Annotated in this window: 13 protein-coding genes; 11 read left to right on the top strand and 2 right to left on the bottom strand. The window is 65.2% G+C overall.

Annotated elements, in window-relative coordinates:
* The 3 genes from FQU96_RS11530 to FQU96_RS11520 are packed head-to-tail and all read left to right on the top strand — an operon-like array spanning position 1 to position 2866.
* Positions 1–396: a RidA family protein gene (locus FQU96_RS11530; RefSeq protein WP_146541261.1), complete on the top strand. Its 396-nt coding sequence runs from the start codon at positions 1–3 to the stop codon at positions 394–396.
* A complete protein-coding gene (locus tag FQU96_RS11525) occupies positions 386–1981 on the top strand; it encodes an amidohydrolase (RefSeq protein ID WP_146541260.1) in 1596 nt (531 codons plus the stop codon). The genes FQU96_RS11530 and FQU96_RS11525 overlap by 11 nt, the downstream gene beginning before the upstream one ends.
* Positions 1982–1984: 3 nt before the next feature.
* A complete protein-coding gene (locus FQU96_RS11520) occupies positions 1985–2866 on the top strand; it encodes an MBL fold metallo-hydrolase (protein WP_146541258.1) in 882 nt (293 codons plus the stop codon).
* Here the strand turns inward: FQU96_RS11520 and hpaE are convergent.
* Complete coding sequence (gene hpaE / locus FQU96_RS11515; RefSeq protein WP_146541257.1) at positions 2859–4382, bottom strand: 5-carboxymethyl-2-hydroxymuconate semialdehyde dehydrogenase; 1524 nt, start codon at positions 4380–4382, stop codon at positions 2859–2861. The genes FQU96_RS11520 and hpaE overlap by 8 nt on opposite strands.
* A gap of 92 nt (positions 4383–4474) precedes the next feature.
* Positions 4475–4870: a response regulator gene (locus FQU96_RS11510; RefSeq protein WP_218574684.1), complete on the bottom strand. Its 396-nt coding sequence runs from the start codon at positions 4868–4870 to the stop codon at positions 4475–4477.
* A gap of 354 nt (positions 4871–5224) precedes the next feature.
* On the opposite strand from FQU96_RS11510, the gene glgP reads away from it, so the two are divergent.
* From glgP to treY, 8 genes are all read left to right on the top strand, one after another.
* Positions 5225–6949, top strand: a complete 1725-nt coding sequence (glgP, locus tag FQU96_RS11505) for an alpha-glucan family phosphorylase (RefSeq protein WP_146541255.1) — start codon at positions 5225–5227, stop codon at positions 6947–6949.
* 202 nt (positions 6950–7151) lie between these two features.
* On the top strand, positions 7152–10442 hold the full coding sequence (locus FQU96_RS11500; RefSeq protein ID WP_146541253.1) for a maltotransferase domain-containing protein: 3291 nt from the start codon (positions 7152–7154) through the stop codon (positions 10440–10442).
* 3 nt (positions 10443–10445) lie between these two features.
* Positions 10446–13751 (top strand): maltose alpha-D-glucosyltransferase, encoded by a 3306-nt coding sequence (gene treS, locus FQU96_RS11495; protein ID WP_146541251.1) that lies wholly within the window; start codon positions 10446–10448, stop codon positions 13749–13751.
* A gap of 3 nt (positions 13752–13754) precedes the next feature.
* Positions 13755–15947 carry a 1,4-alpha-glucan branching protein GlgB gene (glgB, locus tag FQU96_RS11490; protein ID WP_146541248.1) on the top strand — a complete coding sequence of 731 codons (2193 nt, stop codon included), beginning with the start codon at positions 13755–13757 and terminating at the stop codon, positions 15945–15947.
* Between the two features lie 3 nt (positions 15948–15950).
* A complete protein-coding gene (gene glgX / locus FQU96_RS11485; protein WP_146541246.1) occupies positions 15951–18059 on the top strand; it encodes a glycogen debranching protein GlgX in 2109 nt (702 codons plus the stop codon).
* Entirely contained in the window at positions 18056–19834 is a 1779-nt protein-coding gene (gene treZ, locus FQU96_RS11480; RefSeq protein WP_255467971.1) for a malto-oligosyltrehalose trehalohydrolase, read from the top strand. Before glgX ends, treZ begins: the two co-directional genes overlap by 4 nt.
* Entirely contained in the window at positions 19831–21909 is a 2079-nt protein-coding gene (gene malQ, locus FQU96_RS11475; RefSeq protein WP_218574683.1) for a 4-alpha-glucanotransferase, read from the top strand. Before treZ ends, malQ begins: the two co-directional genes overlap by 4 nt.
* Positions 21909–24620 carry a malto-oligosyltrehalose synthase gene (gene treY, locus FQU96_RS11470; RefSeq protein ID WP_218574682.1) on the top strand — a complete coding sequence of 904 codons (2712 nt, stop codon included), beginning with the start codon at positions 21909–21911 and terminating at the stop codon, positions 24618–24620. The genes malQ and treY overlap by 1 nt, the downstream gene beginning before the upstream one ends.
* Positions 24621–24624: the final 4 nt, after the last annotated feature.

Below are 24624 nucleotides of genomic sequence, written 5' to 3'. Positions count from 1 at the left end.
ATGGACCGCCGCGTCGTCGTTCCCAAGACGGGCCTGCGCCCGGGAGTGCCCTACTCACCCGGCGTTCGCTGGGACAAGCTGCTCTTCGTCTCCGGCCAGACCGGTTCCGATCCCGTCACCCGCGAATTCCCCGCCGACATCAAGGCGCAGACGCGCCAGGCGCTGGAGAACGTTAAAGCCGTCGCTGAAGCCGGCGGGGCGTCGCTGGCAACCGCGCTCAAGGTCTCGATCGCCATGACCGACATGATGAACGAGTTCCAGGCGATGAACGAAGTGTTCCGCGAATACTTCCCCAAGGATCCGCCGGCGCGCACCACCGTCGGCGTGGCTCACCTCGCCCGCCAGGGCCTGAAGGTTGAAATCGACATGATCGCGGTCATCAAGGATGCCGAGTAGGCCCTATCGCCTTCTGTTGACCGGCGGGCGGCTCGTTGGCCACGATGCGCTGCCCGCCGGTCACGACTCGCTGCTCATGGAAGGTGATCGCATCGCCTGGATCGGGGCTGCCGCCGAAGCGCCAGCCGCCGACCGGCGGATCGCGCTGGGTGGCGCGACCGTGGTCCCGGGATTGACCGACGCCCACATCCACCTCTTGGCGATCGCCGAGGACCGGCTGCAGACGCCACTCTCCGACCCCGAGGTGGATTCGATCGATCGTCTCATCGATCGCCTCGCCGCCGCAGCCCCTGGCGTCCCCGCCCATGAATGGGTGATCGGCTCGGGCTACAACGAATTCAATCTCGCGGAGAAACGTGTCCCCACGCGCGAGGAGCTCGACCGGGTGCAGCCGGGCCGGCCCGTGATGATCCGCCGCGTCGGTGGCCACTTTGCCGTCGCCAACAGCGCCGCGCTGGCGGCCGCCGGCATCGACGAATCGACGCCCGATCCCGAAGGCGGCCGGTTCGAGCGGCGCGACGGCCACCTCACGGGCAGCCTCGCCGAGCTTGCCGCCGACGCCGTCTATGCTCGCGCGCCGCGGCCCTCGCCGCAGCGGCTGGCAGCCGCCATCCGCGCGGCAGCGCGCGAGTACCTCGGCTTCGGCATCACCGCGGCCGTCGAGGCTGCCGTCGGGTTTACTGCCGGTTTCGCCACCGAGTGGGAGGTCTGGCGCCTGTTGCGCCAGGCCGATGCGTTTCCGCTGCGCATGGGCTTCATGCTGCGCATCGACGCCGAGGAAGCGGCCGCGCAGGGCCTGATGCCGGGACCGGTCGATCTCGACTGGCAGATCCGCACGCTGAAGTTCTTCGCCGACGGAATCATCGGTGCCCGCACGGCGGCGTTCTCGGAGCCCTACCACGACTGCCCTGGCTGCGGCTTCCTCATGAAGCCGAGCGATGACCTGAAACGCGACTTTCTCGCCGCGCACCGGGCCGGCTGGCAGATCGCGGTCCATGCGATCGGCGATGTGGCGATCGCCACGGCACTCGATGCCTACGCCGAAGCGCAACGCACCACACCGCGTGCCGACTCGCGGCATCGGATCGAGCACCTGGGCTACCCCGGCCCCGGCGCCATTGCCGCACTGCAGGCAACGCGCAGCGTCGTCATCACGCAACCGGGCTTCCTGCGCAATCTGGGTGACGGCTTCACCGCGGCACTGGGGCCCCAGCGCGTCCATCGCCTCTATCCCGGCCGCTCGCTGCTGGACGCCGGCATTGCCGTTGCCGGCAGCTCGGATGGGCCGATCGGCCCGCCATCGCCCTTCATCGGCATGGCCGCGGCCGTCGACCGCCGCACCGCCCGGGGCCTTGTCATCGGCCCCGACGAGGCGCTTGATGCATCGGAAGCCCTTCACCTCTACGCGGGCGCCGGCGCCTACACCATGTTCCATGAGACCCATCGCGGACGCCTGCAACCAGGCATGCTGGCCGACCTCGCGGTGGTCGACGAGGACCCGACGGCCATCACACCCGATCGTGTCGGCCGGTTGAAGGCCCGCATGACGGTGGCGCGCGGCCAGATCGTCCACGGCGAAGGATAAGACATGAAACCGATCGACCTCGGCGGAATCGTGATCCGCGACGTGATGGAATTCGCTGGCCCGCGCTTTCGGCCACACGATCTGTTGCCGGATTCGACGCCGGAAGCGGTCGCCGCCCATCGCCACTGGATGGAGCCCGACCTGTACGATGCGGCGCGCGACCTGCTCTGGATGGACCGCCGCAGCTATGTCATCGAAACGCGCCACCACCGGATCCTGGTCGATACCTGCGTCGGCGCCGACAAGGAGCGGACCAAGCCCCAGTGGCACCACCTCAACTCACCCTGGATGGGCAACTTCCGCGCGCTCGGCCTGGCGCCGGAGCAGGTCGATGTCGTCTTCTGTACCCACCTGCATGCCGACCATGTCGGTTGGAACACGCGCCTTGCCGACGGGCGCTGGGTGCCGACATTCCCCAATGCCCGTTATCTCTTCGGCCGCATCGAGTTCGCATTCTGGCAGGCAAACCAGCCCGATCCGGACGGTCCCATCCTCGAGGACAGCGTGCAGCCCATTCTCGACGCCGGCCAGGCCGTCCTGGTCGACGATCGCTACGAAATCGAGCCCGGTGTCTATCTGGAGCTCACGGCCGGCCATACGCCGGGCCACCTCTGCCTGCATCTGCAGGGCACGCGGCATGCGGTCCTCACCGGCGACCTGATGCACCACCCGATCCAGGTCTGGGAGCCGCAATGGAGCAGCTGCTTCTGCCATGACCCGGCACATTCGGGCCGGACACGGACCGCGTTTCTCCAGCGCCACTGCGAGTCCGATGCCCTGATCCTGCCGACCCACTTCGGCCGCGGCGCCGCGGGCCGGGTCATGCCCCGGCCCGGCGGTTTCCGTTTCGACTTCCTGGAGCCGCCGGCCGCGCCGCCTACTTGATGCCGATCCGCGGCACGGCGTGCGTGTCGTAGGCGATGCAGATGTTCTTCTGCTCCATGTAGTGCTCGAAGGCGTAGTCGCCGCCGTCGCGGCCGATGCCGCTGGCTTTCATGCCGCCGAACGGCGCTGGCAGATGGCGGTTGTTCTCCGAGTTGACCCAGATCATGCCGGCCTCCAGCGCATCGGCAACGCGGTGCGCGCGGCCCACATCGCGGGTCCACAGATAGGCGGCAAGCCCGTACCGCACGTCGTTGGCAATCGCGATGGCCTCGGCTTCGTCGGTGAACGACAGGGCGGTGAGGCAAGGTCCGAAGATCTCTTCCTGCGCGATGCGCATCTGCGGCCGGGCCTGCGCGAACAGCGTCGGCGACACGAAGTTGCCGGCCTCCAGGCCCTGCGGCCGGTCGCCGCCAGCCAGCACTGTGGCACCCTCCTCGCGGGCGATGGTCATGTAGCTCATCACCTTCTGGTGCTGCCGGGGATGAATGAGCGGCCCGACCTCGGTCGCGGGCTCAAGCGGATGGCCCACCTTCAGGGCCTTGGCGCGCTCCGCCACGGCGGCGAGAAACTCCCGCTCGATCCCCTTCTGCACCAGCAGCCGGCTGCTCGACGTGCAGCGCTCGCCATTGAGACTCCAGATCATGAAGGCCACGCCGTCGACCGCGCGATCGATATTGGCGTCGTCGAAGACGATCACCGGGTTCTTGCCGCCCAGTTCGAACAGCACCCGCTTCAAGGTCGGGGCGCCCTGCACCATGATGTGGCTGCCGGTCAGCGATTCGCCAACAAAGGAAATCGCCTTGATGTCGGGGTGTTCGGTGAGCGACTTGCCGGCGCTCTCCCCCAAACCGTGCACCACGTTCAGGACACCCTTGGGCAGGCCCGCGTCATAGGCGATCTCGGCCAGCAGCGCGGCCGTCAGCGGGCTCCACTCCGCCGGCTTGTGGACGATCGTGCATCCCGCGGCGAGTGCCGGCGCGATCTTCCAGGTTGCCAGCATGAAAGGCGTGTTCCACGGGGTGATCACCCCGACCGGCCCGATCGGCTGGCGCACGGTGTAGTTGACGTGCTGCTCCGCCGGCAGCGAGAGGCCGTTGCGCGCCTCGGGCACCTTGTCGGCATAGAAGCGGAAATTCTCGGCGCCCCGCTCCGCCGCTTTGCTCATGTAGCGAATCGCCTGGCCGGTATCGTAGCTCTCGACCAGCGCGATCTCCTCGGCGCGTGCCTCGATGGCATCGGCGATACGGTGCAGCAGCGCGCGGCGCCTGGCGGCCGGCATCGCCCGCCAGGCGGGAAAAGCCGCTTTGGCCGCCGCCGCGGCTGTCGCGACATCGTCGGCATCACCCGCACTCACCTTGCAGATGACGCTGTTGTCGATGGGACACAGATTGTCGAAGTCGCGACCGTTGTGGGCGGGCGTCCGCGCGCCGTCGATGAAGTGCGGCAGCGTGCCCCCGGCGATGGCCGCGATCATTGATTTCACACGTGTCACGCGTTGCGTCAGCTCACCGGTCATTGCCGTCATCCGTAATGTGGATCATCCAAAATATTTAACACGTTAAATAAAAACTGCAACGACATTTGCCGCCATCCCTGACGGACCAGGTCCTACTTCAATCCGGGGACAGTGGACGGCGCGAGCAGATTGCAGAGGGTTTGCAGCAGATCGGCGGGCTGGAACGGCTTGCCGATGTACGGCCGGGCGCGATGTCGCGCGGGAACGACATCCGGTTTACAGCCCGACACGATCACGAATGGCACACCACCATCGTCCAAAGCGTCAGCGACCGCAAAGGAATGCTGACCGTGCAGGTCGAGATCCAACGTTGCCAGATCCGGTCGCTGCGTCCTGATGCTTTCCAGTGCGTCTTCCACTCTGCCGGCGATTGCAAAGTCCTCGCACCCGGCATCACGGAGCAAGTCTTCCAGAGCCATCGCCAGCAGCGCTTCATCCTCGGCTATCAGGATACGGCGTCCGCTCAATCCGCCCATCGACTGCACCACTGCCCGCTCGCTTTCCTCCGGACAAGCTTGGAGAATACCGAACGAGGATCAAGCCAAAACAGATCCAAACCTGGAAGCAAATTGCGGATCAGGTTTCACGTGCCCACCGCAACCGCTCGCGGCTGCGCCAAAACAGTGACCGGTGATGAGGATGCTCCGCGCATCATTGACATCAGGAAAAATCGAGTCACTGAGTCGTTCCAAGTTCGACCACGCAGTTGTTGCGCGGGCATTGCCGCAACAGCAAGTCTTCAGCTTGCTGCAGCAACATGCCTGCGGCCGCAATCCCGCCTCACTCCAGACACATCGTTACGCACTCACGCTCGTTGATGATCAGTCAGGGGGAGCTCGAGCATGAAACCGACGTTGTCCGCGCCGACGATCGGCCGCTACATCGGACGCACCCGGATCGCTTATTTCTCGATGGAAATCGCCCTGCGCGCGGAAATGCATACCTACAGTGGCGGACTGGGTGTGCTGGCCGGCGATACCGCACGATCGGCTGCCGATCTCGAACTGCCCATGATCTTCGTGACCCTCATCAGCCGGCAGGGATATCTGCGCCAGGAGATCGATCGTGACGGCTGCCAGGTGGCGCATCCCGATCCCTGGGAACCTGCCGACTACGCCGTCCCACTGAGAGCCAAGATCGCGCTGCCCGTCGAGGGACGTGAAATCTGGATCCGGCCGTGGCTGTATGTCCTGCGTGGCGCGTTGAAGCACACCGTGCCGGTCCTGTTGCTGGACACGGATCTGCCGGAGAACAATGCCGAGGACCGCACGATCACCGACCGACTGTACGGCTCAGGCGAGGGTTATCGGCTCAAGCAGGAGATCGTGCTCGGCATCGGGGGCATACGCATCCTCGATGCGCTGGGCTTCAACGTCCAGGCCTATCACCTCAACGAGGGACACGCTGCCCTGCTCGCGCTCGACCTGCTGCGCCGCTATCCGCGACCGCCGGATCAGGTCGACGCGAACGACATCATCTACGATGTCGGGCCGGTGCGCGAGCGCTGCGTCTTCACCACCCACACACCGGTGGAGGCAGGTCACGACCGTTTCCCCTACGACCTCGTGTCACGGCTGTTGGACGGCTACGTCGACATGGCGCAGCTGAAGCTGCTGGCCGGCGCCGACAACATGAACATGACGCATCTCGCGCTGAAACTCAGCGGCTATGTCAATGGCGTCGCCAGTCGCCACGCCGAGACCACAACCCGCATGTTTCCGGGTTATCATGTTCGTTCGATCACCAACGGTATCCACGCGCCGACCTGGGCTCACTTGTCGTTCGCCAAATTGTTCAATCGTCACTTCCCGTCATGGGGCCTTGAGCCGGAGCTGATGGCGCGGGCAGACCAGCTCACCAATGATGACGTGTGGCATGCCCACCAGGAAGCCAAGGCCGATCTGATTTCGCTGGTGCGGGCGCGAAGCCACGTCAAGCTATCGCCTGATCAACCCATCCTCGGCTTCGCACGCCGAATGACATCCTACAAGCGGCCCGACCTGCTGTTTTCCGATCTCGAGCGCCTGATATCGATTGGCGAGCAGCATCCGTTTCAGGTCGTGATGGCGGGCAAGGCGCACCCCGCGGATGAGCCCGGGCGCCAGATGATCCAGGACATCCACCGCCACATCGAGCGTCTGAAGGGCAAGGTCACCGTTGCCTTCCTTCCGGGTTACGACATGAATCTGGCGCAGATGCTGGTTGCCGGCACGGACGTCTGGCTCAACACGCCGGTGCCGCCGATGGAAGCGTCGGGCACCAGCGGGATGAAGGCGGCACTGAACGGAGGACTCAATCTCAGCGTGCTGGATGGCTGGTGGGTCGAAGCCTGGATCGAAGGCGTCACAGGCTGGGCGATCGGCGACGACCGGCCCGATCATGTCCCCACCGCGGCAGCACTCTACGACAAGCTGGGGATCGCCGTGCTGCCCCTTTACTACAAGGATCGTGCGCGCTGGATCTGGATGATGAAACAGGCCATCAGCAAGGTGGCCAGCTACTTCAACACGCAGCGCATGATGCGTCGATACGCCGTTGACGCCTACATCGCGGCCGGCATGCGGTAACGCCCTTACGGCCGCCTGACGACAGGACTCCACTTGGCCCACATCCGGGGCCGGGTGTCTGTTTTTGTTCCCGACAAGCGCCTTCCGTCAAGCATTCGGCGCGGAACCCATCCCCCCTGTCCGGCGTTGGAATCCGCGATCACGTTTGATCTGGCGCCCGGGGCGAAACACGGGCGTTGCAACAACATCGTCATGCGGAAGGATGCCCGGGGTGCGAAGCTCAAAACCTTGCATCTACTATCTGCATCCGCTGCTGGCCGGCCCGCTGCAGTCATGGCCCCAGCACATTGAGCGCTGTGTCCAGCTCGGATTCGATCACCTGCTGGTCGCGCCCCTTTTCCTGCCCGGACGCTCGGGCAATGTATTTTCCGTATCCGACTACAACAGATGTCATCCGATCCTTCAATGGGACGGCAGCGCCGACGAGGCCGTGGCAGCGATCGCCAAGCTGTGCCGCGCCAACGGCCTCACGCTTCTGCTCGATCTTGTTGTTCACCGGGTTGCACGCGATGCGACGCTCGTCGCCGAACACCCTGACTGGTTCTCGATCACCGGCGACGACGCGATCCTTCCCGATCCCAGGGCCTCGCAGGAGGACCATTCTTCACTCGCCGTGCGAGCCGACGCACTGCTGCACGACAATGAACTGGGTGGCTGGTGGCGTGAACGGCTGCGGCGCTGGCTGGATGCCGGTGTGGGAGGCTTTCGCTGCCATGCGCCGGACAAGGTATCGCCTTCTGCACTGCGAGGCCTGCTGAAGGCCGTCCACGATCACACGTCCGACGCCGCATTCATCGCATGGACCCCTGGCATGACGCAGGGCGCACTCGCGGCGCTCGCGGGCTGTCCCTTCAGCCACACCGTATCGTCCACCGCCTGGTGGGACTACCGCGCCCCGTGGTTGCTGGATGAGGAAGCACGGCTGCGATCAATCGCACCGCCGCTTGGTTTGGCGGAAGCGTTGTTCGGGCCAAGGCTGGCGGAAGACTGCCGGGATGCGACATTGTTGCGCCGCCGCTATCGACGCGCGGTACTGTTTTCGGCCGCCTATGGTTCCGGCTGGATCATGCCGATGGGAACCGAGTTCGCAACGTCGCGGCGACTCGATCCGGCGCGCGACAAACCGGAAGACTTCCAGAGCCTGCGCCAGTCACCCGTTTACGACTGTGCGGATGACATCAGGGCTGCCAACGCACTGAGCGCATCCGCCGGGCTTGGCGCATCGGATCAGCCTGGCAGGTTGATCTCCGCGCCGGGAGCCGACATCGCGGCCGTACTGCAGTCATCCGGGGCAGGTGCTTCAGCGCGCCTCATTGTGGTGAATGCCGATCTGTCCGCCGCCACCCCTGTCGATGCGGCATCGTTGCTGGCGCGAACGGCACGCAGCGGCGCGCGCTATCGCTACGTGCGGCCCGCCGACGGTGGCGTCGTACTGCCCGACACGACCATCGTGCTGGAACCGGGAGAGGTGCGATTGCTGGCACCCGCCGATCGCCCGGTGTCGCAGAAGCGACGTGCCCCTCGCGTTCCGGCGGCCAAGGCCGTCGGAGCGCCGCGCCTGGCGATCGAGTCCATTGCCCCGGCGGTGGACGCCGGACGCTTCCCGGTGAAGCGCCTGGTCGGCGAGCGCGTCGTGGTCGAGGCCGACCTGATCGGCGACGGGCACGGCGTTCTGGCTGCCGCCCTCTTCTGGCGCCATGTCGACGAAAGTGACTGGAGCGAGCGGCCGATGGAGCCGCTGGGCAACGATCGCTGGCGGGCGACATTTCCACTCGAACGTCTGGGCCAGTACGTATTCACGGTCGAAGGATGGAATGATGCGTTCGCGACGTACCGGGACGAACTGGCCAAGAAATTTGGCGCTGGCCGCACGGTCGACCTGGAAATCGAGGAAGGCCGGGTGCTGATTGCCGCCGCCGCCCAGCGCGCCAAGGACGAAATAGCCGCGAACCTGGACCAGATCGCCAGAGACCTTCCGTCGCTTCCGCCGGCAAAACAGGTCGAGGCCCTGCTGGCTGAGCCGACCGCCGCCTTGATGGCGCGCGTGGATGACCGGCCCTTTGCGGTGCGGCATGAACCGCCTGTGGTGGTGGAGGTTGATCGCCGCGCCGCCGAGTTTGCCAGCTGGTACGAACTGTTTCCGCGCTCGCAGAGCGGCGATCCGGCTCGCCACGGCACGTTCGACGACGTTATCCGAAACCTGCCGCGCATTCGGGACATGGGTTTCGACGTTCTCTACTTCCCGCCGATCCATCCCATCGGCCGCATCAACCGCAAAGGACGCAACAACAGCCTTCAGGCTGCGCCCGATGATCCCGGCAGTCCCTATGGCATCGGTTCATCAGAGGGCGGCCACGATGCGTTGCATCCGCAGTTGGGCACGCTGGACGATTTCCGCCGTCTGCGGGAGGCCGCGGCCGACCACGGCCTGGAACTGGCCCTGGACTTCGCCATCCAGTGCGCGCCAGACCACCCCTGGCTCAAGCAGCATCCAGACTGGTTCGACTGGCGGCCGGACGGATCGCTGCGCTACGCGGAAAACCCGCCGAAGAAATACGAGGATATCGTTAACGTCGATTTCTATGCGTCGGGCGCGCGACCGTCACTGTGGATCGCATTGCGCGATGTCGTGCAGTTCTGGGTCGATCAAGGCGTTCGCCTCTTCCGGGTCGACAACCCGCACACCAAGCCGTTTCCATTCTGGGAGTGGCTGATCGCCGACATTCGATCCCGGCACCCGGACGCGATCTTCCTGGCCGAGGCTTTCACACGGCCCAAGGTGATGTATCAGCTGGCAAAGATCGGTTTCGGCCAGTCGTACACGTACTTCACATGGCGCAACACCAAGTACGAGCTGACCGAGTACCTCACGGAACTGACGACCACGGCGCCGCGTGACTTCTTCCGCCCGCATTTCTTCGTCAACACACCCGACATCAACCCGCTGTTTCTCCAGACTTCCGGCCGACCGGGCTTCCTCATTCGAGCCGCACTGGCGACGACATTGTCGGGCCTGTGGGGCCTGTACAACGGCTTCGAACTCTGTGAGGCAACGCCGCTGCCCGGACGTGAAGAGTATGCGGACTCCGAAAAATACCAGCTGCGCGCCTGGGACTGGAATCGGCCCGGCAACATCGTCGCCGAGATCACGAGACTCAATGACATCCGCCGACGCAATCCGGCACTGCAGAGCCATCTTGGCGTGCGGTTCTACAACGCCTTCAACGATCACATCCTCTACTACGGCAAGGCCACGGCGAATCGGGACAATGTCGTCCTCGTTGCCGTCAATCTCGATCCTCACAGCGCGCACGAAGCGGACATCGAGGTCCCATTGTGGGAATGGGGTCTGCCTGACAGCGGTGCCGTCGTTGCCGAGGACCTGATGCGGGGCGGCACCATGACGTGGCACGGCAAGATCCAGCATCTGCGTCTGGACCCGGCGGACCTGCCCTTCGGAATCTGGCGCATCGCGCCGCTTGGGAGCGCTTGACCCATGGCCACGCGCAAACGCCCTGCTCCGACCATCGACCACGACTGGTACAAGGACGCGGTCATCTACCAGCTGCACGTGAAGTCGTTCTTCGACGCCAACGACGATGGCATCGGCGACTTCCGTGGCTTGATCGCCAAGCTCGACTATATCGTGGAGCTCGGTGTCAATACCATCTGGCTGCTGCCCTTCTATCCGTCACCGCGCCGCGACGACGGCTACGACATCAGCGACTACCGGTCGGTCCATCCGGATTACGGCACCATGGCCGACGTCCGGCGCTTCATCCGCATGGCGCACGACCGCGGGCTGCGCGTCATCACCGAACTCGTCATCAACCATACATCGGACCAACACGCCTGGTTTCAGCGGGCTCGCCAAGCCAAACCTGGTTCCGTTGCACGGGACTATTACGTCTGGTCCAACGATGACCAGCGTTATACCGGCACGCGCATCATCTTCGTCGACACGGAGAAATCCAACTGGACCTGGGATCCGGTGGCCGGCGCGTACTTCTGGCATCGCTTCTATTCGCACCAGCCCGATCTCAACTTCGATAATCCGCATGTGCTGGAAGAAGTCCTGCGCGTGATGCGGTTCTGGTGCGATCTGGGCGTCGATGGCCTGCGGCTCGATGCTGTCCCCTATCTCGTGGAACGCGATGGCACGTCCAACGAGAACCTGCCGGAAACCCATGATGTCCTGAAGCGCATCCGGGCCAAGCTCGACGAGCATGGCAGCGGGCGCATGCTGCTGGCCGAGGCGAATCAGTGGCCCGAGGACGCTCAGCAGTACTTTGGCGACGGCGATGAATGCCACATGGCGTTCCACTTTCCACTGATGCCGCGGATGTACATGGCGATCGCCCAGGAAGATCGTTTTCCGATCACCGACATCATGCGCCAGACGCCCACCATTCCCGCCGACTGTCAGTGGGCGATCTTCCTGCGCAACCACGATGAACTGACTCTGGAGATGGTGACCGACCGTGAGCGGGACTATCTGTGGCAGACCTATGCCTCGGACCAGCGGGCGCGCCTCAATCTCGGCATCCGCCGACGCCTCGCGCCGCTGATGGAACATGATCGGCGCCGGGTCGAGTTGATGAATGCCTTGCTGCTCTCCATGCCCGGCACGCCCATCATCTACTACGGCGACGAGTTGGGCATGGGTGACAACATCCACCTCGGCGATCGCGACGGCGTTCGCACACCCATGCAGTGGTCGCCCGACCGCAATGGCGGCTTCTCCAAGGCGACCCCGGCCAAGCTTGTCCTGCCCACCAACATGGACCCGATCTACGGATACGAGGCCCTCAATGTGGAGGCCCAGAGCAACGACACGCACTCGCTGCTGAACTGGACCAAGCGCATGCTCGCAGTACGCAAGCGCCATCGCGTTTTCGGGCGCGGCTCGCTGCGGTTCCTCTATCCCCTGAACCGCAAAGTGCTGGCTTACCTGCGTGAGCACCAGGACGACAGCATCCTCTGCGTCAACAACCTGTCGCGGACGGCGCAGGCCGTGGAGCTCGACCTCTCGGCTTTCGCCGGCCGGGTGCCCATCGATCTTGTCGGCGGTTCGCACTTCCCGCCGGTCGGTCAGTTGACCTATCTCCTCACGTTGCCGCCCTACGGCGTCTACTGGTTCCTGCTGGCGCCCGAGGCCCAGTTGCCCGCCTGGCACATCCCGGCCCCGGAAGTGATGCCGGAGTATGCGACGATCGTGCTGCGCAAGAGCCTGGGCGAGCTACTGGCGCCGCCGGCGCGCACGATCCTCGAAACCGAAGTGCTGCCGGCCTACCTGCCCAAACGCCGCTGGTTCGGCGGCAAGCAGGAGCGCCTGGATCGCGTGCAGATCGCTTATGCCCTGCCGCTCGCGCTCTCCCCGGGCAGCGACGAAGTGATGTTCGCCGAGGTCGAAACGCAGCAAGACAAGGGCAACGCCCGCTATCTGCTGCCGCTGGGCATTGTCTGGGAGGATGAGACCACGCCGCCGCTGCCGCAGCAGTTGGCCTTGGCGCGGGTGCGGCGTGGTCGCCGCGTCGGCCTTCTGACGGACGCTTTTTCCCTGGGCACCCTGCCGCGGACTCTGTTCAGCGCGCTGAAGGCCGGTCAACCGCTGCCTTGCCCCGACGGCACGATCGAGTTCCGTGCCACCAGCAAAATCACCGATGTTGAGGTCTCCAAGACACCCGAGCTTCGGCACCTCTCGGTCGAGCAGTCGAACAGCTCGGTCATCATCGATGATACCGCGATGCTCAAGCTGTTGCGCAGCGTGCATGGCGGGATCCATCCCGAGGCCGAAATGAGCCGCTATCTGACGGACCAGGGCTTCGGCAATTCTCCCGCGCTACTGGGCGAGATCGTGCGCGTCGGCGCCGACGGCACGCCCCACACCCTCGCCATCCTGCAAAGCTTCGTGCGCAATCAGGGTGACGGTTGGGCGTGGACGCTCGACTTCCTGGCGCGCGCGATCGAGGAGATCGCCGTGACCGGCGACGACGGCCACACCACCGCCGACGCGTTTGCGAACTACACGCACTTTGCGGGGGCCATTGGCCGGCGGCTGGCTGAAATGCATGCGATCCTGGCCGCGCCGTCCGATCAGCCTGACTTTGATCCGGAGACGGTGTCCCAGGATGATATCGATCTGTGGTCAACGGAGACGACGGCAGGGCTGACAGCAGCGCTCGACATTATCCGCGCCACGAAGAGTTGGCCCGACGAGGGAACAGCACAGCGCGTGGCCACGCTCCTGGGGCAGCGCCGGCAGCTGCTCGCCCTGCCCAAGCAGCTGGCGCGTGCCGGCCTGGGCGCCTTGAAGACCCGTGCGCACGGCGACTTCCATCTCGGCCAGGTCCTGGTTGTCCAGGGCGATGCGTTCATCATCGATTTCGAGGGCGAACCGGCAAGGCCGTTGAGCGAGCGGCGGCGCAAGACGTGTCCGTTGCGGGATGTCGCCGGTCTTCTGCGATCGTTCCACTATGCCAGTGCCGCGGCCGCGCCGGGCCGTTCGGCGACGTCGCCGCAGACGGGCGAACGCCGCACGCAGCTGCTGGAGCGTTTCACGCACCATGCCAGCACCGCTTTCCTGTCGGCGTACCGCGGTGTGCTGGGAGCTGCGCCCCGTCCGTGGGTCGGCAAACGGGCTGCACCGCCTTTGCTCGAGCTCTTCCTGCTTGAAAAGGCCGGCTACGAAATCCGCTACGAGGCCGCCAACCGGCCAACATGGTTGGCGCTGCCCGTCAACGGCCTCGCCCTGTTGGCCGCTCGCCTTCTGAAAAAACAGCCAGCGCTCGAGGACGCGTAACCGATGGATGGTAATGCGGCCATGGATGCGGGCACGATCGATGCCATCATCAGCGGGCACTGCGGCGATCCGTTCGCCGTCCTCGGCCCACACGACAGGACCGACGGCACGACGATCCACGCGTTCCTGCCGGGCGCCTGCCGCGTCGATGTCCTGGCCCGGGACTCCCGGCAGGCCCTGGGTACGTTGACGGAACTGCATCCCGCCGGCGTGTTCGGTGGCTATGCCGGCGAGCGACGGCCCTATCTTCTGCGCATCGACTGGGGCCGCGACGTCCAGGAGACCGAGGACCCCTACTCGTTCGGCCCGCTGCTGGGCGATCTCGACTTGCATCTGATCGCTGAAGGCACGCACCAGGATCTTTCTGCCTGCCTCGGCGCCATACCGATGACGGTCGGCGCTGTGGCCGGTGTCCGATTTGCAGTCTGGGCACCCAATGCCCGTCGCGTTTCCGTGGTGGGGGACTTCAATCAGTGGGATGGACGGCGACATCCCATGCGCCGGCGCCATGGCGCCGGGGTGTGGGAACTGTTCATTCCGCGCCTGATCGCGGGCGCACGCTACAAATACGAACTGCTCGGCCCTTCCGGCGAGCGCCTTCCCTTGAAGGCCGACCCGGTGGCGCGGGCCAGCGAACCATCGCCGGCGACGGCATCGGTCGTCGCCGACGCGGGGCCGTTCCATTGGACCGACGACGACTGGTGTCACGAGCGCGCCGACCGTCAATCGGTCACGGCACCCATTTCCACCTACGAGGTGCATGCCACATCATGGATGCGGCACCAGGCCGACAACCAGCCTTTCGACTGGGATGCCCTGGCGGATCGCCTGGTGCCCTACGTCGCCGACATGGGCTTCACGCATCTGGAGCTACTGCCGATCATGAACCATCCCTTTGCCGGGTCATGGGGCTATCAGCCGATCGGCAACTTCTCGCCTTTGGGCACGATGGGATCGCCAACCGGTTTGGCACGGCTGGTCGATCGGTGCCACGAAGCGGGTATCGGCGTGATCCTGGACTGGGTTCCCGGCCATTTTCCCAACGACGCTCACGGGCTTGTCCGTTTCGACGGCACGGCATTGTACGAGCACGAGGATCCCCGCGAAGGTTTTCATCGCGACTGGAACACGTTGATCTATAACTATGGCCGTCACGAGGTCCGCGCCTTCCTGATTGCCAGCGCGCTGCACTGGATCGAGCACTATCACATCGACGGATTGCGGGTCGATGCGGTGGCATCGATGCTCTACCGCGACTACAGCCGCCCGGCCGGCGAATGGGTACCCAATATCTATGGCGGGCGTGAGAATCTCGAAGCCATCGCGTTTCTGCGGCAGCTCAACCAGACGATCGCGCAACGCTGCCCCGGTGCCATCATGGTGGCTGAGGAATCGACAGCCTGGCCTGGCGTGTCGCGTGCCGTCGCGGATGGCGGTCTCGGCTTCACCTACAAATGGAATATGGGCTGGATGCACGACTCGCTGCACTACATGGCGCGCGATCCCACCTACCGGAAACACCATCACGACGAGTTCACGTTCAGCGCCGTGTATGCTTTCTCGGAGCACTACATGCTGCCGCTGTCGCATGACGAGGTCGTGCACGGCAAGCGCTCGCTGCTGGGCAGGATGCCCGGCGATGCCTGGCAACGCCTGGCCAATCTACGCGCCTATTACAGTTTCATGTGGGCACATCCCGGCAAGAAGCTGTTGTTCATGGGCGGCGAGTTCGGCCAGGAGCGCGAATGGAATCACGATGCGCAGCTCGACTGGTCGCTGCTCGACAATCCAGCACACCGGGGACTGCAACGGCTGGTTCGCGACCTCAACACGGTCTACCGGGGTGAACCGGCACTGTATCGCCGCGACGCTGAGGCCGGCAGCTTCCGCTGGGTCGTGGTCGACGACCGTGACCAGAGCGTCTTTGCCTTTCTCAGGTATGGCGCCGACGGCGATCGAACCATCCTCTGCGTGTGCAATCTGACGCCGGTACCGCGTTACGGCTATCGCCTGGGCGTCCCCGCGGCAGGTCTATGGCGGGAGATCCTCAACAGCGATGCCGCGATCTATGGCGGCTCGAACGTCGGCAACGATGGCCTGGCCGTCGCCGAGAGCGCACCAGCGCACGGTCTTCCTGCATCCCTGACGCTCACCCTGCCGCCGTTGGCCGTGCTTTTTCTGCGTCAGGGCGATTGAACCATGGCAACACGCCCCGATCGGTTGACGGCCGGTCGCCCCTATCCGCTCGGCTCGACATGGGATGGGCTCGGCGTGAACTTCGCTGTCTTCTCCGCACATGCCGAAAGGATCGATCTATGCATTTTCGATACCTCCGGTCGCCGGGAGATCGCCCGGCTTGCCTTGCCGGAGTGCACTGACGAGGTATGGCACGGATATCTGCCCGACGCCGGTCCCGGCCTGCAGTACGGCTATCGCGCGCATGGACCGTACGATCCGCGCAACGGTCATCGCTTCAACGCGCACAAACTTCTGCTCGACCCTTATGCCAAGCGAATTTCCGGCGAGGTGAAGTGGGCCGACGCGTTGTTCGGCTATCGCGTTGGCAGTCCGCGTGGCGATCTCTCCTTCGACCGTCGTGACAGTGCTGCGGCGATGCCGCGTGCCGTCGTCACGATCGACGAGTCCTTCAACTGGGGCAACGATGCACGGCCACACGTTCCCTGGGCCGACACGGTCATTTATGAGGCGCATGTCCGCGGCGCGACGATCCGCCATCCGGATATCGCGATACCCGAACGCGGCACGTTTTCCGCACTCGCCGACCCGAGGTTCATCGATCACTTGCACACCCTGGGTGTGACGACCGTGGAACTGCTGCCCGTACAGGCATTTCTCCAGGACCGCTTTCTGGCCGAGAAGGGCCTGCGGAACTATTGGGGTTACAGCACGCTGTGCTTTTTCGCACCGGAGCCACGCTATCTCGCTGACGGCGCGCTGCTGAACCTTCAGGTTGCCGTTCGGCGCCTGCATGCGGCGGGCATCGAGGTCATCCTTGACGTCGTCTACAATCACACGTGCGAGGGCGGCGAAGCCGGACCGACGTTATCTCTACGTGGTCTTGACCACGCTAGCTACTACCGGCTTATGCCGGGAGACGCGCGCCATCTCATCAATGACACCGGCTGCGGCAACACGCTCAACGTCACGCATCCGCGCGTTCTGCAGATGGTCATGGATTCCCTCAGATACTGGGCCACGACGTTCCATGTCGATGGTTTCCGCTTCGATCTGGGCGCGAATCTCGGCCGTGAAGCGAACGGATTCGACCCCGGATCGGGCTTCTTCGACGTCATACGGCAAGATCCGCTGCTATCGCGCTTGAAGCTGATCTCCGAGCCCTGGGACATCGGACCCGGCGGCTACCAATTGGGCAATCACCCCTCCGGGTTTGCCGAATGGAACGACAAGTATCGTGACTGTGTGCGGCGCTTCTGGCGCGGCGATGAAGGCCAGCGGCCGGAGCTTGCCGCGCGCCTCATGGGATCCGGTGACATTTTCGAGCATCACGGCCGGCGTCCCTGGGCGTCGGTAAACTTCGTGACCGCCCATGACGGCTTCACGCTGCACGATGCCGTCAGCTACGAACAGAAGCACAACGAAGCCAACGGCGAGGATAACCGCGACGGGCACAACGAGAACTACAGTGCCAACTGGGGCAGCGAAGGCCCCAGCGACGATCAAGCCGTCGTCGACGTGCGCAACCGCGTAAAGCGCGCGATGCTGGCGACGCTGCTCTTCTCTTACGGCACGCCGATGCTGCTGGCCGGCGATGAGTTCGGCCACAGCCAGAAGGGTAACAATAACGCGTATTGCCAGGACAACGAGACGACGTGGATCGACTGGGAGGCCGCAGCACTGCCGGAGAATCAGGCGCTCTATCGTTTTGTCTGCCGCCTGGTCGCTTTGCGGAAGGCTCACCCCAGTCTCCGCAGCGATCGCTATCTCCACGGCAGAGTCGAGCTGGCCCCGGGATTGGCCGACGTCGCATGGTTCGATCCTGACGGCGAACCTGTCTCGGCGGAAGCGTGGAACGATCCCCAGGGGCGGGCGTTGGCGTTACGACGGGCGTGCCGTACCGAGCAGAGCATCGACATCACGCTGGTCGTGTTCAACGCCGGGGTGGACGCGAAGCAGTTTACCCTGCCGCAGCCGCAATTCATCTGGCGCCGGGCACTCGATTCGGCCGTACCTGAGCCTACGAAGGAAGATGGCGTGCAAGGGCCGATCACTGTCGAAGCGCACAGCGCGGTGCTCCTGGTCACTCGAGCCGACGGGAACCCGGCGTGACTGATCGTTTCATGTATCCCCTGTCATTCGGCGCAAACCGCGGCAGTGACGGACGCACCCACTTCAGTTTATGGGCGCCGGACTGCCGCACGGTCTCCCTCGAGATCGATGGCGCGGCATCAACCGCCATGCAGCCGCAAGGCGACGGCTGTTTCACCGCGACGGTGGCTTGTGCTGTGCAAGCCCGCTATCGCTACCGCGTCGGTCCGGACCTCGTTGTTCCCGATCCCGCATCACGCGCCCAGGCGACTGACGTCCATGACCCCAGCCTGGTGATCGATCCACGTGCCTATGCCTGGCAGAACACCGCCTGGCGCGGCCGGCCTTGGCACGAAACCGTCCTCTACGAAGCGCACGTTGGCTTGCTCGGCGGCTTCACCGGCCTCGCGCAGAAGCTCCCGGAGCTGGTCGATCTGGGCATCACGGCCGTCGAACTGATGCCCGTGGCCGATTTTCCCGGTTCCCGGAACTGGGGCTATGACGGTGTGCTGCCGTTCGCCCCCGACCGCGCCTATGGCACGCCCGATGATCTGAAGGCGCTGATCGATCGCGCGCATGGCCTGGGCCTGATGATGTTCCTCGATGTCGTCTACAATCACTTCGGTCCGGACGGCAATTATCTCGGCGCCTATGCCTCGCCCTTCTTTCGTCATGACACGACGACGCCCTGGGGTCCGGCCATCGACTTCAGGCGTCCTCAGGTTCGGCAGTTCTTCATCGAGAACGCGCTCTACTGGCTGATGGAATATCGCTTCGACGGTTTGCGGCTCGATGCGGTTCACGCCATTGGCGATCCTGGCTGGCTGGATGCGCTTGCCGCCGAGGTGCGCCGGACCGTCGAGCCGGATCGGCACGTACACCTCGTCCTGGAGCACGACGGCAACGCGGCCAGCCACCTGACCCGGGGCTTCGACGCGCAATGGAACGATGACGGCCACCACGTACTGCACGTACTGCTGACCGGTGAGCGGGATGGCTACTACGGCGACTATGCCGATGCGCCAGCGCGCCATCTGGCGCGGTGCCTCTCGGAAGGCTTCATCTATCAAGGCGATCCCTCGCCTTATCGCGACGGCGAATCGCGCGGCGAGCCCAGCGCCCACCTCTCGCCGACGTCCTTCGTTCTCTTCCTCCAGAACCATGATCAGGTGGGTAACCGGGCATTCGGCGAGCGCCTGAACCAGCTCTGCCCACCCAACGCCCTGCGAGCCGCGACGGCGCTGGTGCTGCTGTCACCCCAGATTCCCCTGCTCTTCATGGGCGAGGAATGGGCCAGCGCATCGCCGTTCCTCTATTTCACAAGCCACAACGACGCGCTGGCCGTCGCGGTGCGCGACGGACGGCGCCGCGAGTTCGCCCGGTTTCCGGCTTTCGCATCGGCCGAGAGTCAAAGTCGCATTCCCGATCCCAATAGTCCGGCCACGTTCCAGGCGTCCGATATCCTGTTGAAAATGCCATCTGACGGGAGCACCCGCTGGCGTGCGTTTGTCCGGGAGCTGCTTGCCGTGCGCCGTGATGCGATCACACCGTATCTGCAGGGAGCGCAGAGCATCGGAGCACAGGCCATTGGCGACACCGCGGTACAGGCAAGCTGGCGTCTGGGTGACAAGTCGATCCTGACGATCGCCGCCAACTTCGGCGTGGATGCCGTGCCCTGCCAAGTGAGCGACGGACGCGTGCTGTTTGCCACGGACGAGGTTGTCGTGCGCCACATGGCGACCGGCAGTCTGCCGGCGCGCAGCCTGATGGCCACACTGAGCGACGCCGCGCCGTGACCGACCGGCACCTGGCGTCGCTGGCCCGCGCGGCCGGCATCATGGTGCGCTGGCGGGATGCGTTCGGCAATCAGCGCACGGTCTCGCCCGAAACGCAACGCGCCCTGTTGGCGTCGCTGGGGCTGCCGGCAGCGACCACAAACCAGATCCGTGAGGCGCGAGCCGCACTGGCACAGGATGCTCAGCGCAGCGGGCTGGCCCCGTTGATCACCGCGGAAGTCGGCAAGCCGATCGTACTGCCGGCCGGAACGGCCGGCTCGCGGCACTACCGCCTCGAATGCGAGGACGGCAGCCGGATCGACGGCATCCTCCCCGACGATACTGCTGGCGCGATACCGCCGGTGGAGATCTGCGGCTATCACCGCCTCAGCCTCGGTGACACGACCGCCACGCTGGCGGTAGCGCCAGCACGCTCGTTCAGCGTTCGGGACGCGCTTGGCCATGAACGCGCGTGGGGCTTGGCGGCCCAGCTCTACTCGCTGCGACAGGCACGTGATGGCGGGATCGGTGACTATGGCGCACTGGCGGCCCTGGTCCGGGCGATCTCACCCGCCGCCGATGCCGTGGTGGTCAGCCCCGTCCACGCGTTGTTCGCCAACGATGTCACGCGCTTCAGTCCGTACGCGCCCTCCAACAGGCTGTTTCTCAATATCCTGCATATCGACATCGACGCGTTGTGCGCTCAATGCGGTGTCGCGATTGATGATGCCGCGGAGAATGCGCTCCGAGATGGTGATCAGGCGCCAATCATCGACTGGCCTGCTATCGCGGCGCGCAGGCTTGTGCTGCTGCGCAAGGCCTTCGAGGCTATGTGCTTGAGCGGGCTTCTCGTTGCCGATACACCGATCGGACGTGATTTCCTGGCGTTTCGCCAGGAAAGAGGCCGGCCGCTGGAACGGCATGCGGCCTTCGAAGCCATCCAGGCTGACATGCTGCGCGCCGACCCGACCCGCTGGTTCTGGCGAACCTGGCCTGCCGGCCTGGACGATCCTGACAGTCCCGATGTGTCGGCCTTCATCCGCGATGCCGCGCATGATGTCGCGTTCCATGCCTTCCTGCAGTGGCGTGCCGACAAGGACCTGGCGGCGGCACAGACAGCGGCAAAGGACGCCGGCATGGGCCTGGGCCTGATTGCCGATCTGGCCATCGGCACCGACCCGAGCGGCTCCTATGCCTGGGGGCATCAGGCCGACACGCTGCCTGGTCTTTCGGTCGGGGCTCCGCCCGACCTGTTCAACCCCCTGGGTCAGGATTGGGGACTGGCGACCTTCTCGCCCCATGCGTTGCGCAACCAGGGATTCGCCCCGTTCGTGAACCTGCTGCGCGCCGTGATGCGCCACGCCGGCGGGATGCGTATCGATCATGTACTGGGTCTCAAGCGGCTGTGGCTGGTGCCGCACGGTGCCTCATCGGGTGACGGCGCCTATCTCGGCTATCCCCTGGAAGACCTGCTGCGGCTGGTGGCGCTGGAATCGTGGCGACATCGCACCGTGGTCATCGGCGAGGACCTCGGAACCGTGCCGGCCGGCTTTCGCACCACGCTGCGCAACGCCGGCGTCCTTGGTACGCGGGTGCTGTGGTTCGAACGCCAGGGCAAGGGCTTCGTCCCAGCGCGCCAGTGGCCGCTCGCCACGGTCGCCACCAGCACGACTCACGACTTGCCGACCATCGCCGGATGGTGGGCCGGGCGCGACATCGAATGGCGCACGAACCTCGCGCTGTTGGGCCCGCACGAGACGCACGAAACCCTGCAGGCGGACCGCATCGCCGATCGTAGCGCGCTCTGGCAGAATCTATGCGATGCGGGCACAGCCACTGGCGCCATGCCGGCGCCGAACGATCCCGCCCCCGTCCTCGGCGCGATCGCAGCCTTCATCGGTGCCACGCGCTCCGCGCTGGCCATTCTGCCGCTGGAAGACATCCTGGGCCTGATCGAACAACCCAACCTGCCCGGCACGACGGACACGCATCCCAACTGGCGCCGTCGCCTGCCCCTTGCCGTCGAACACCTGATGCAGGATCCCACCGTCAAGAGCCGCATCAGCGCCCTGGTCGGGGCACGCCGGCGACCATGATGCGGCCTCGCGCAACCGTACGGCTGCAGTTCCACCGCGGCTTCACGCTCGACGACGCGCTGGGCCTCGTTCCCTATTTCGCCGATCTGGGGTTGAGCCACATCTATGCCTCGCCCCTGATGACGGCGCGCAGCGGATCGCTGCACGGCTACGACATCGTCGACCATACCCATATCAATCCGGAACTGGGTGGCTACGACGCCCTGCAGCGCCTCGTGACCGCGCTTCGGTCGAGAAACACGGGCCTGATCCTCGACATCGTGCCCAACCACATGGCCGTGGGCGGCGATGACAATACCTGGTGGCTCGACGTGCTGGAATGGGGACCGCACAGCCGCTACGCCCGGTTTTTCGACATCGACTGGAAGCCGCGAACACCGACCTTGCACGGCAAGGTGCTGGCACCGTTTCTGGGTGAGTCCTACGGCACCTGTCTCGAGCGGGGCGACATCGCGCTGCGATTCGATCCGACGGACGGACGGTTCTTTGCCGCCTACTACCACCACCGCTTTCCGATCAATCTCGCATCGTATGCTGATCTGCTGGGACGTCACGCGTCCTTCCGCCATCTCGCCGATACCTTCAGCGATGCGTTCGCGTCGCGCCAGACTCCCGACGGTGATACGGCGACACGGTTGCGTCATACCCTCCGCCAGCGCGACGCCGATGCCATGGCTGCGGTGATCGAAGCGCACGACGCCAGCCATGCCGACGGGCGCCAGCGCCTGCATACGCTGCTGGAGCGCCAATACTACCAGCTGAGCTGGTGGGGATCGGCGGCGGACCGCATCAACTGGCGCCGGTTCTTCGATGTCAACGATCTGGCGGCGCTTCGGATCGAACGCCAGGAAGTCTTCGACGCCACCCACGCCCTGATCCTGCAGCTCTACGCCGACGGCCTGATCGATGGCGTGCGCGTCGATCACGTCGACGGGCTTACCGATCCCGGTGGCTATTGCCGCCGGCTCCGCAGATCCCTGGAGGCCCGGACGGCGCACCGGCCCGCCGGTGCGCCGTCCGGGTCGCCTTACGTCATTGTCGAAAAGATCCTGGCGCCCGACGAACGCTTGCGGGCGTCGTGGCGAACGGACGGCACCAGCGGCTACGACTTCATGAACGACGTGTCGGCTGTCCAGCATGCCCCTGACGGCGAAAACGCTCTGACCACCTTGTGGCAAGACGTCAGCGGCAGCACGGCCGCCTTCGACGACGTGGCACACGCTGCCAAGCCGGACGTCCTGGCGACGTCGTTCAGTGGCGCATTCGCCGCGGCGTGTGACGCGCTGGACGCGATGGCCGATCACGATTTCCAATGGCGCGACACGCCGTCGGGCGCCCTGCGGCAAGCGCTGCTGCGGTTTCTGGTCCATCTGCCGGTCTATCGCCTGTACGGCAATAACCTTGATGCGCCCGACAGAGCGGTACTGGCCGCGACCCTGCGCAAGGCCCGTTTGGATCTGCCGGTATCGCAGCGGCGGGCCCTTATTCTTGTCGCACGCGCCCTGACCCAGCAGCGTCTGGCAGCGCGGCTGCAGCACCTCTCGGCGCCTCTGACGGCCAAGGCCGTCGAGGACACGGCCTTCTATCGCTATGGCCGGCTGCTGTCGCGCAACGACGTCGGTGCCTCGCCAGCACAGTTCGCGCTGTCGCCGGACCAGTTCCACGCGTCCTGCCGGCAGCGCCTGCAGGCATTTCCGGCCGCCATGCTGGCAACAGCAACCCATGACCACAAGCGGGGTGAGGATCTGCGGGCCCGCCTCGCCGTTCTCAGCGAAATCCCGCAGGCATGGGCGCAAGCCGTGCAGGCGTGGACGGCGATGAACGCTCCACTGCGCACCCGGGTCGGCACCGAAGATGCCCCCGACGCCGCGGACGCGTTCATGCTGTACCAGATGATGGCCGGCGGTTGGCCGCTCGACCTGAGCGCTGACGACCAGGCCGGTGTCCTCTCGTTTGCCGAGCGGCTGGCGGCATGGCAGCAAAAGGCGCTGCGCGAAGCCAAGCGCCAGACGTCATGGCGAGCGCCGAACCGTCCCTACGAGGACGCCTGCCGCCAGTTCGTGATGCGCGCGCTGGGCGAATCCACGCCCTTCCGCCACAGCCTACAGGGATTCGTGGGCCGCATCGCGGCGGCCGGCGCGCTCAACGGCCTTGTACAGGCACTGCTGCGCGTCACCGTCCCCGGCGTTCCCGACCTCTACCAGGGCACCGAGCTGTGGGACTTCAGCATGGTGGATCCCGACAATCGCCGGCCCGTCGACTTCAATGTCCGGCAAGCGATGCTGGCGCGCGATGCGACGTGTGCCGAGCTGCTCGCGACATGGCACGACGGCGCCGTCAAGCAACGCCTGATCGCCGATATGCTTCGCCTGCGGCAGCGCCGACCGGTGGTGTTCGCCGAAGGCAGCTATAGCCCGCTATCGGCAAAAGGGCCGTGCGCAGCTCACGTGCTGGGATTCGCGCGCCAGCACGGCACCGACACTGTCATCGTGCTGGCGACCCGGTTGCCCTTGCGCCTGCAGCCCAGCCTCGAGAGACCGCTCATAGACGCGGCTTTGTGGCAGGACACTCACGTCGACCTGCCCGGATCATTGCGAACCACCCGCTGGCGCAACGTACTGACGGGCAGCTCCCTTCATGCCGAGACAAATCGCTTGAGGCTGAATGACGTCCTTGCCGCATTGCCGATGGCGGTTCTCGAACCGGAATGACCGT

Origin of the sequence: Reyranella sp. CPCC 100927 (genome assembly GCF_007859315.1) — a bacterium.
In the GTDB taxonomy this organism is placed as follows: Bacteria; Pseudomonadota; Alphaproteobacteria; order Reyranellales; family Reyranellaceae; genus Vineibacter.
The sequence above is the reverse complement of the archived record's forward strand: the minus strand, read 5'-3'. Positions and strand labels throughout refer to the sequence as shown.

Excerpts from the sequence above, each read along its gene's own strand:
- FQU96_RS11530 (WP_146541261.1), top strand. The coding sequence starts at position 1 with ATGGACCGCCGCGTCGTCGTTCCCAAGACGGGCCTGCGCCCGGGAGTG.
- FQU96_RS11525 (WP_146541260.1), top strand. The coding sequence starts at position 386 with ATGCCGAGTAGGCCCTATCGCCTTCTGTTGACCGGCGGGCGGCTCGTT.
- FQU96_RS11520 (WP_146541258.1), top strand. The coding sequence starts at position 1,985 with ATGAAACCGATCGACCTCGGCGGAATCGTGATCCGCGACGTGATGGAA.
- hpaE (WP_146541257.1), bottom strand. The coding sequence starts at position 4,382 with ATGACCGGTGAGCTGACGCAACGCGTGACACGTGTGAAATCAATGATC.
- glgP (WP_146541255.1), top strand. The coding sequence starts at position 5,225 with ATGAAACCGACGTTGTCCGCGCCGACGATCGGCCGCTACATCGGACGC.
- FQU96_RS11500 (WP_146541253.1), top strand. The coding sequence starts at position 7,152 with ATGCCCGGGGTGCGAAGCTCAAAACCTTGCATCTACTATCTGCATCCG.
- treS (WP_146541251.1), top strand. The coding sequence starts at position 10,446 with ATGGCCACGCGCAAACGCCCTGCTCCGACCATCGACCACGACTGGTAC.
- glgB (WP_146541248.1), top strand. The coding sequence starts at position 13,755 with ATGGATGGTAATGCGGCCATGGATGCGGGCACGATCGATGCCATCATC.
- glgX (WP_146541246.1), top strand. The coding sequence starts at position 15,951 with ATGGCAACACGCCCCGATCGGTTGACGGCCGGTCGCCCCTATCCGCTC.
- treY (WP_218574682.1), top strand. The coding sequence starts at position 21,909 with ATGCGGCCTCGCGCAACCGTACGGCTGCAGTTCCACCGCGGCTTCACG.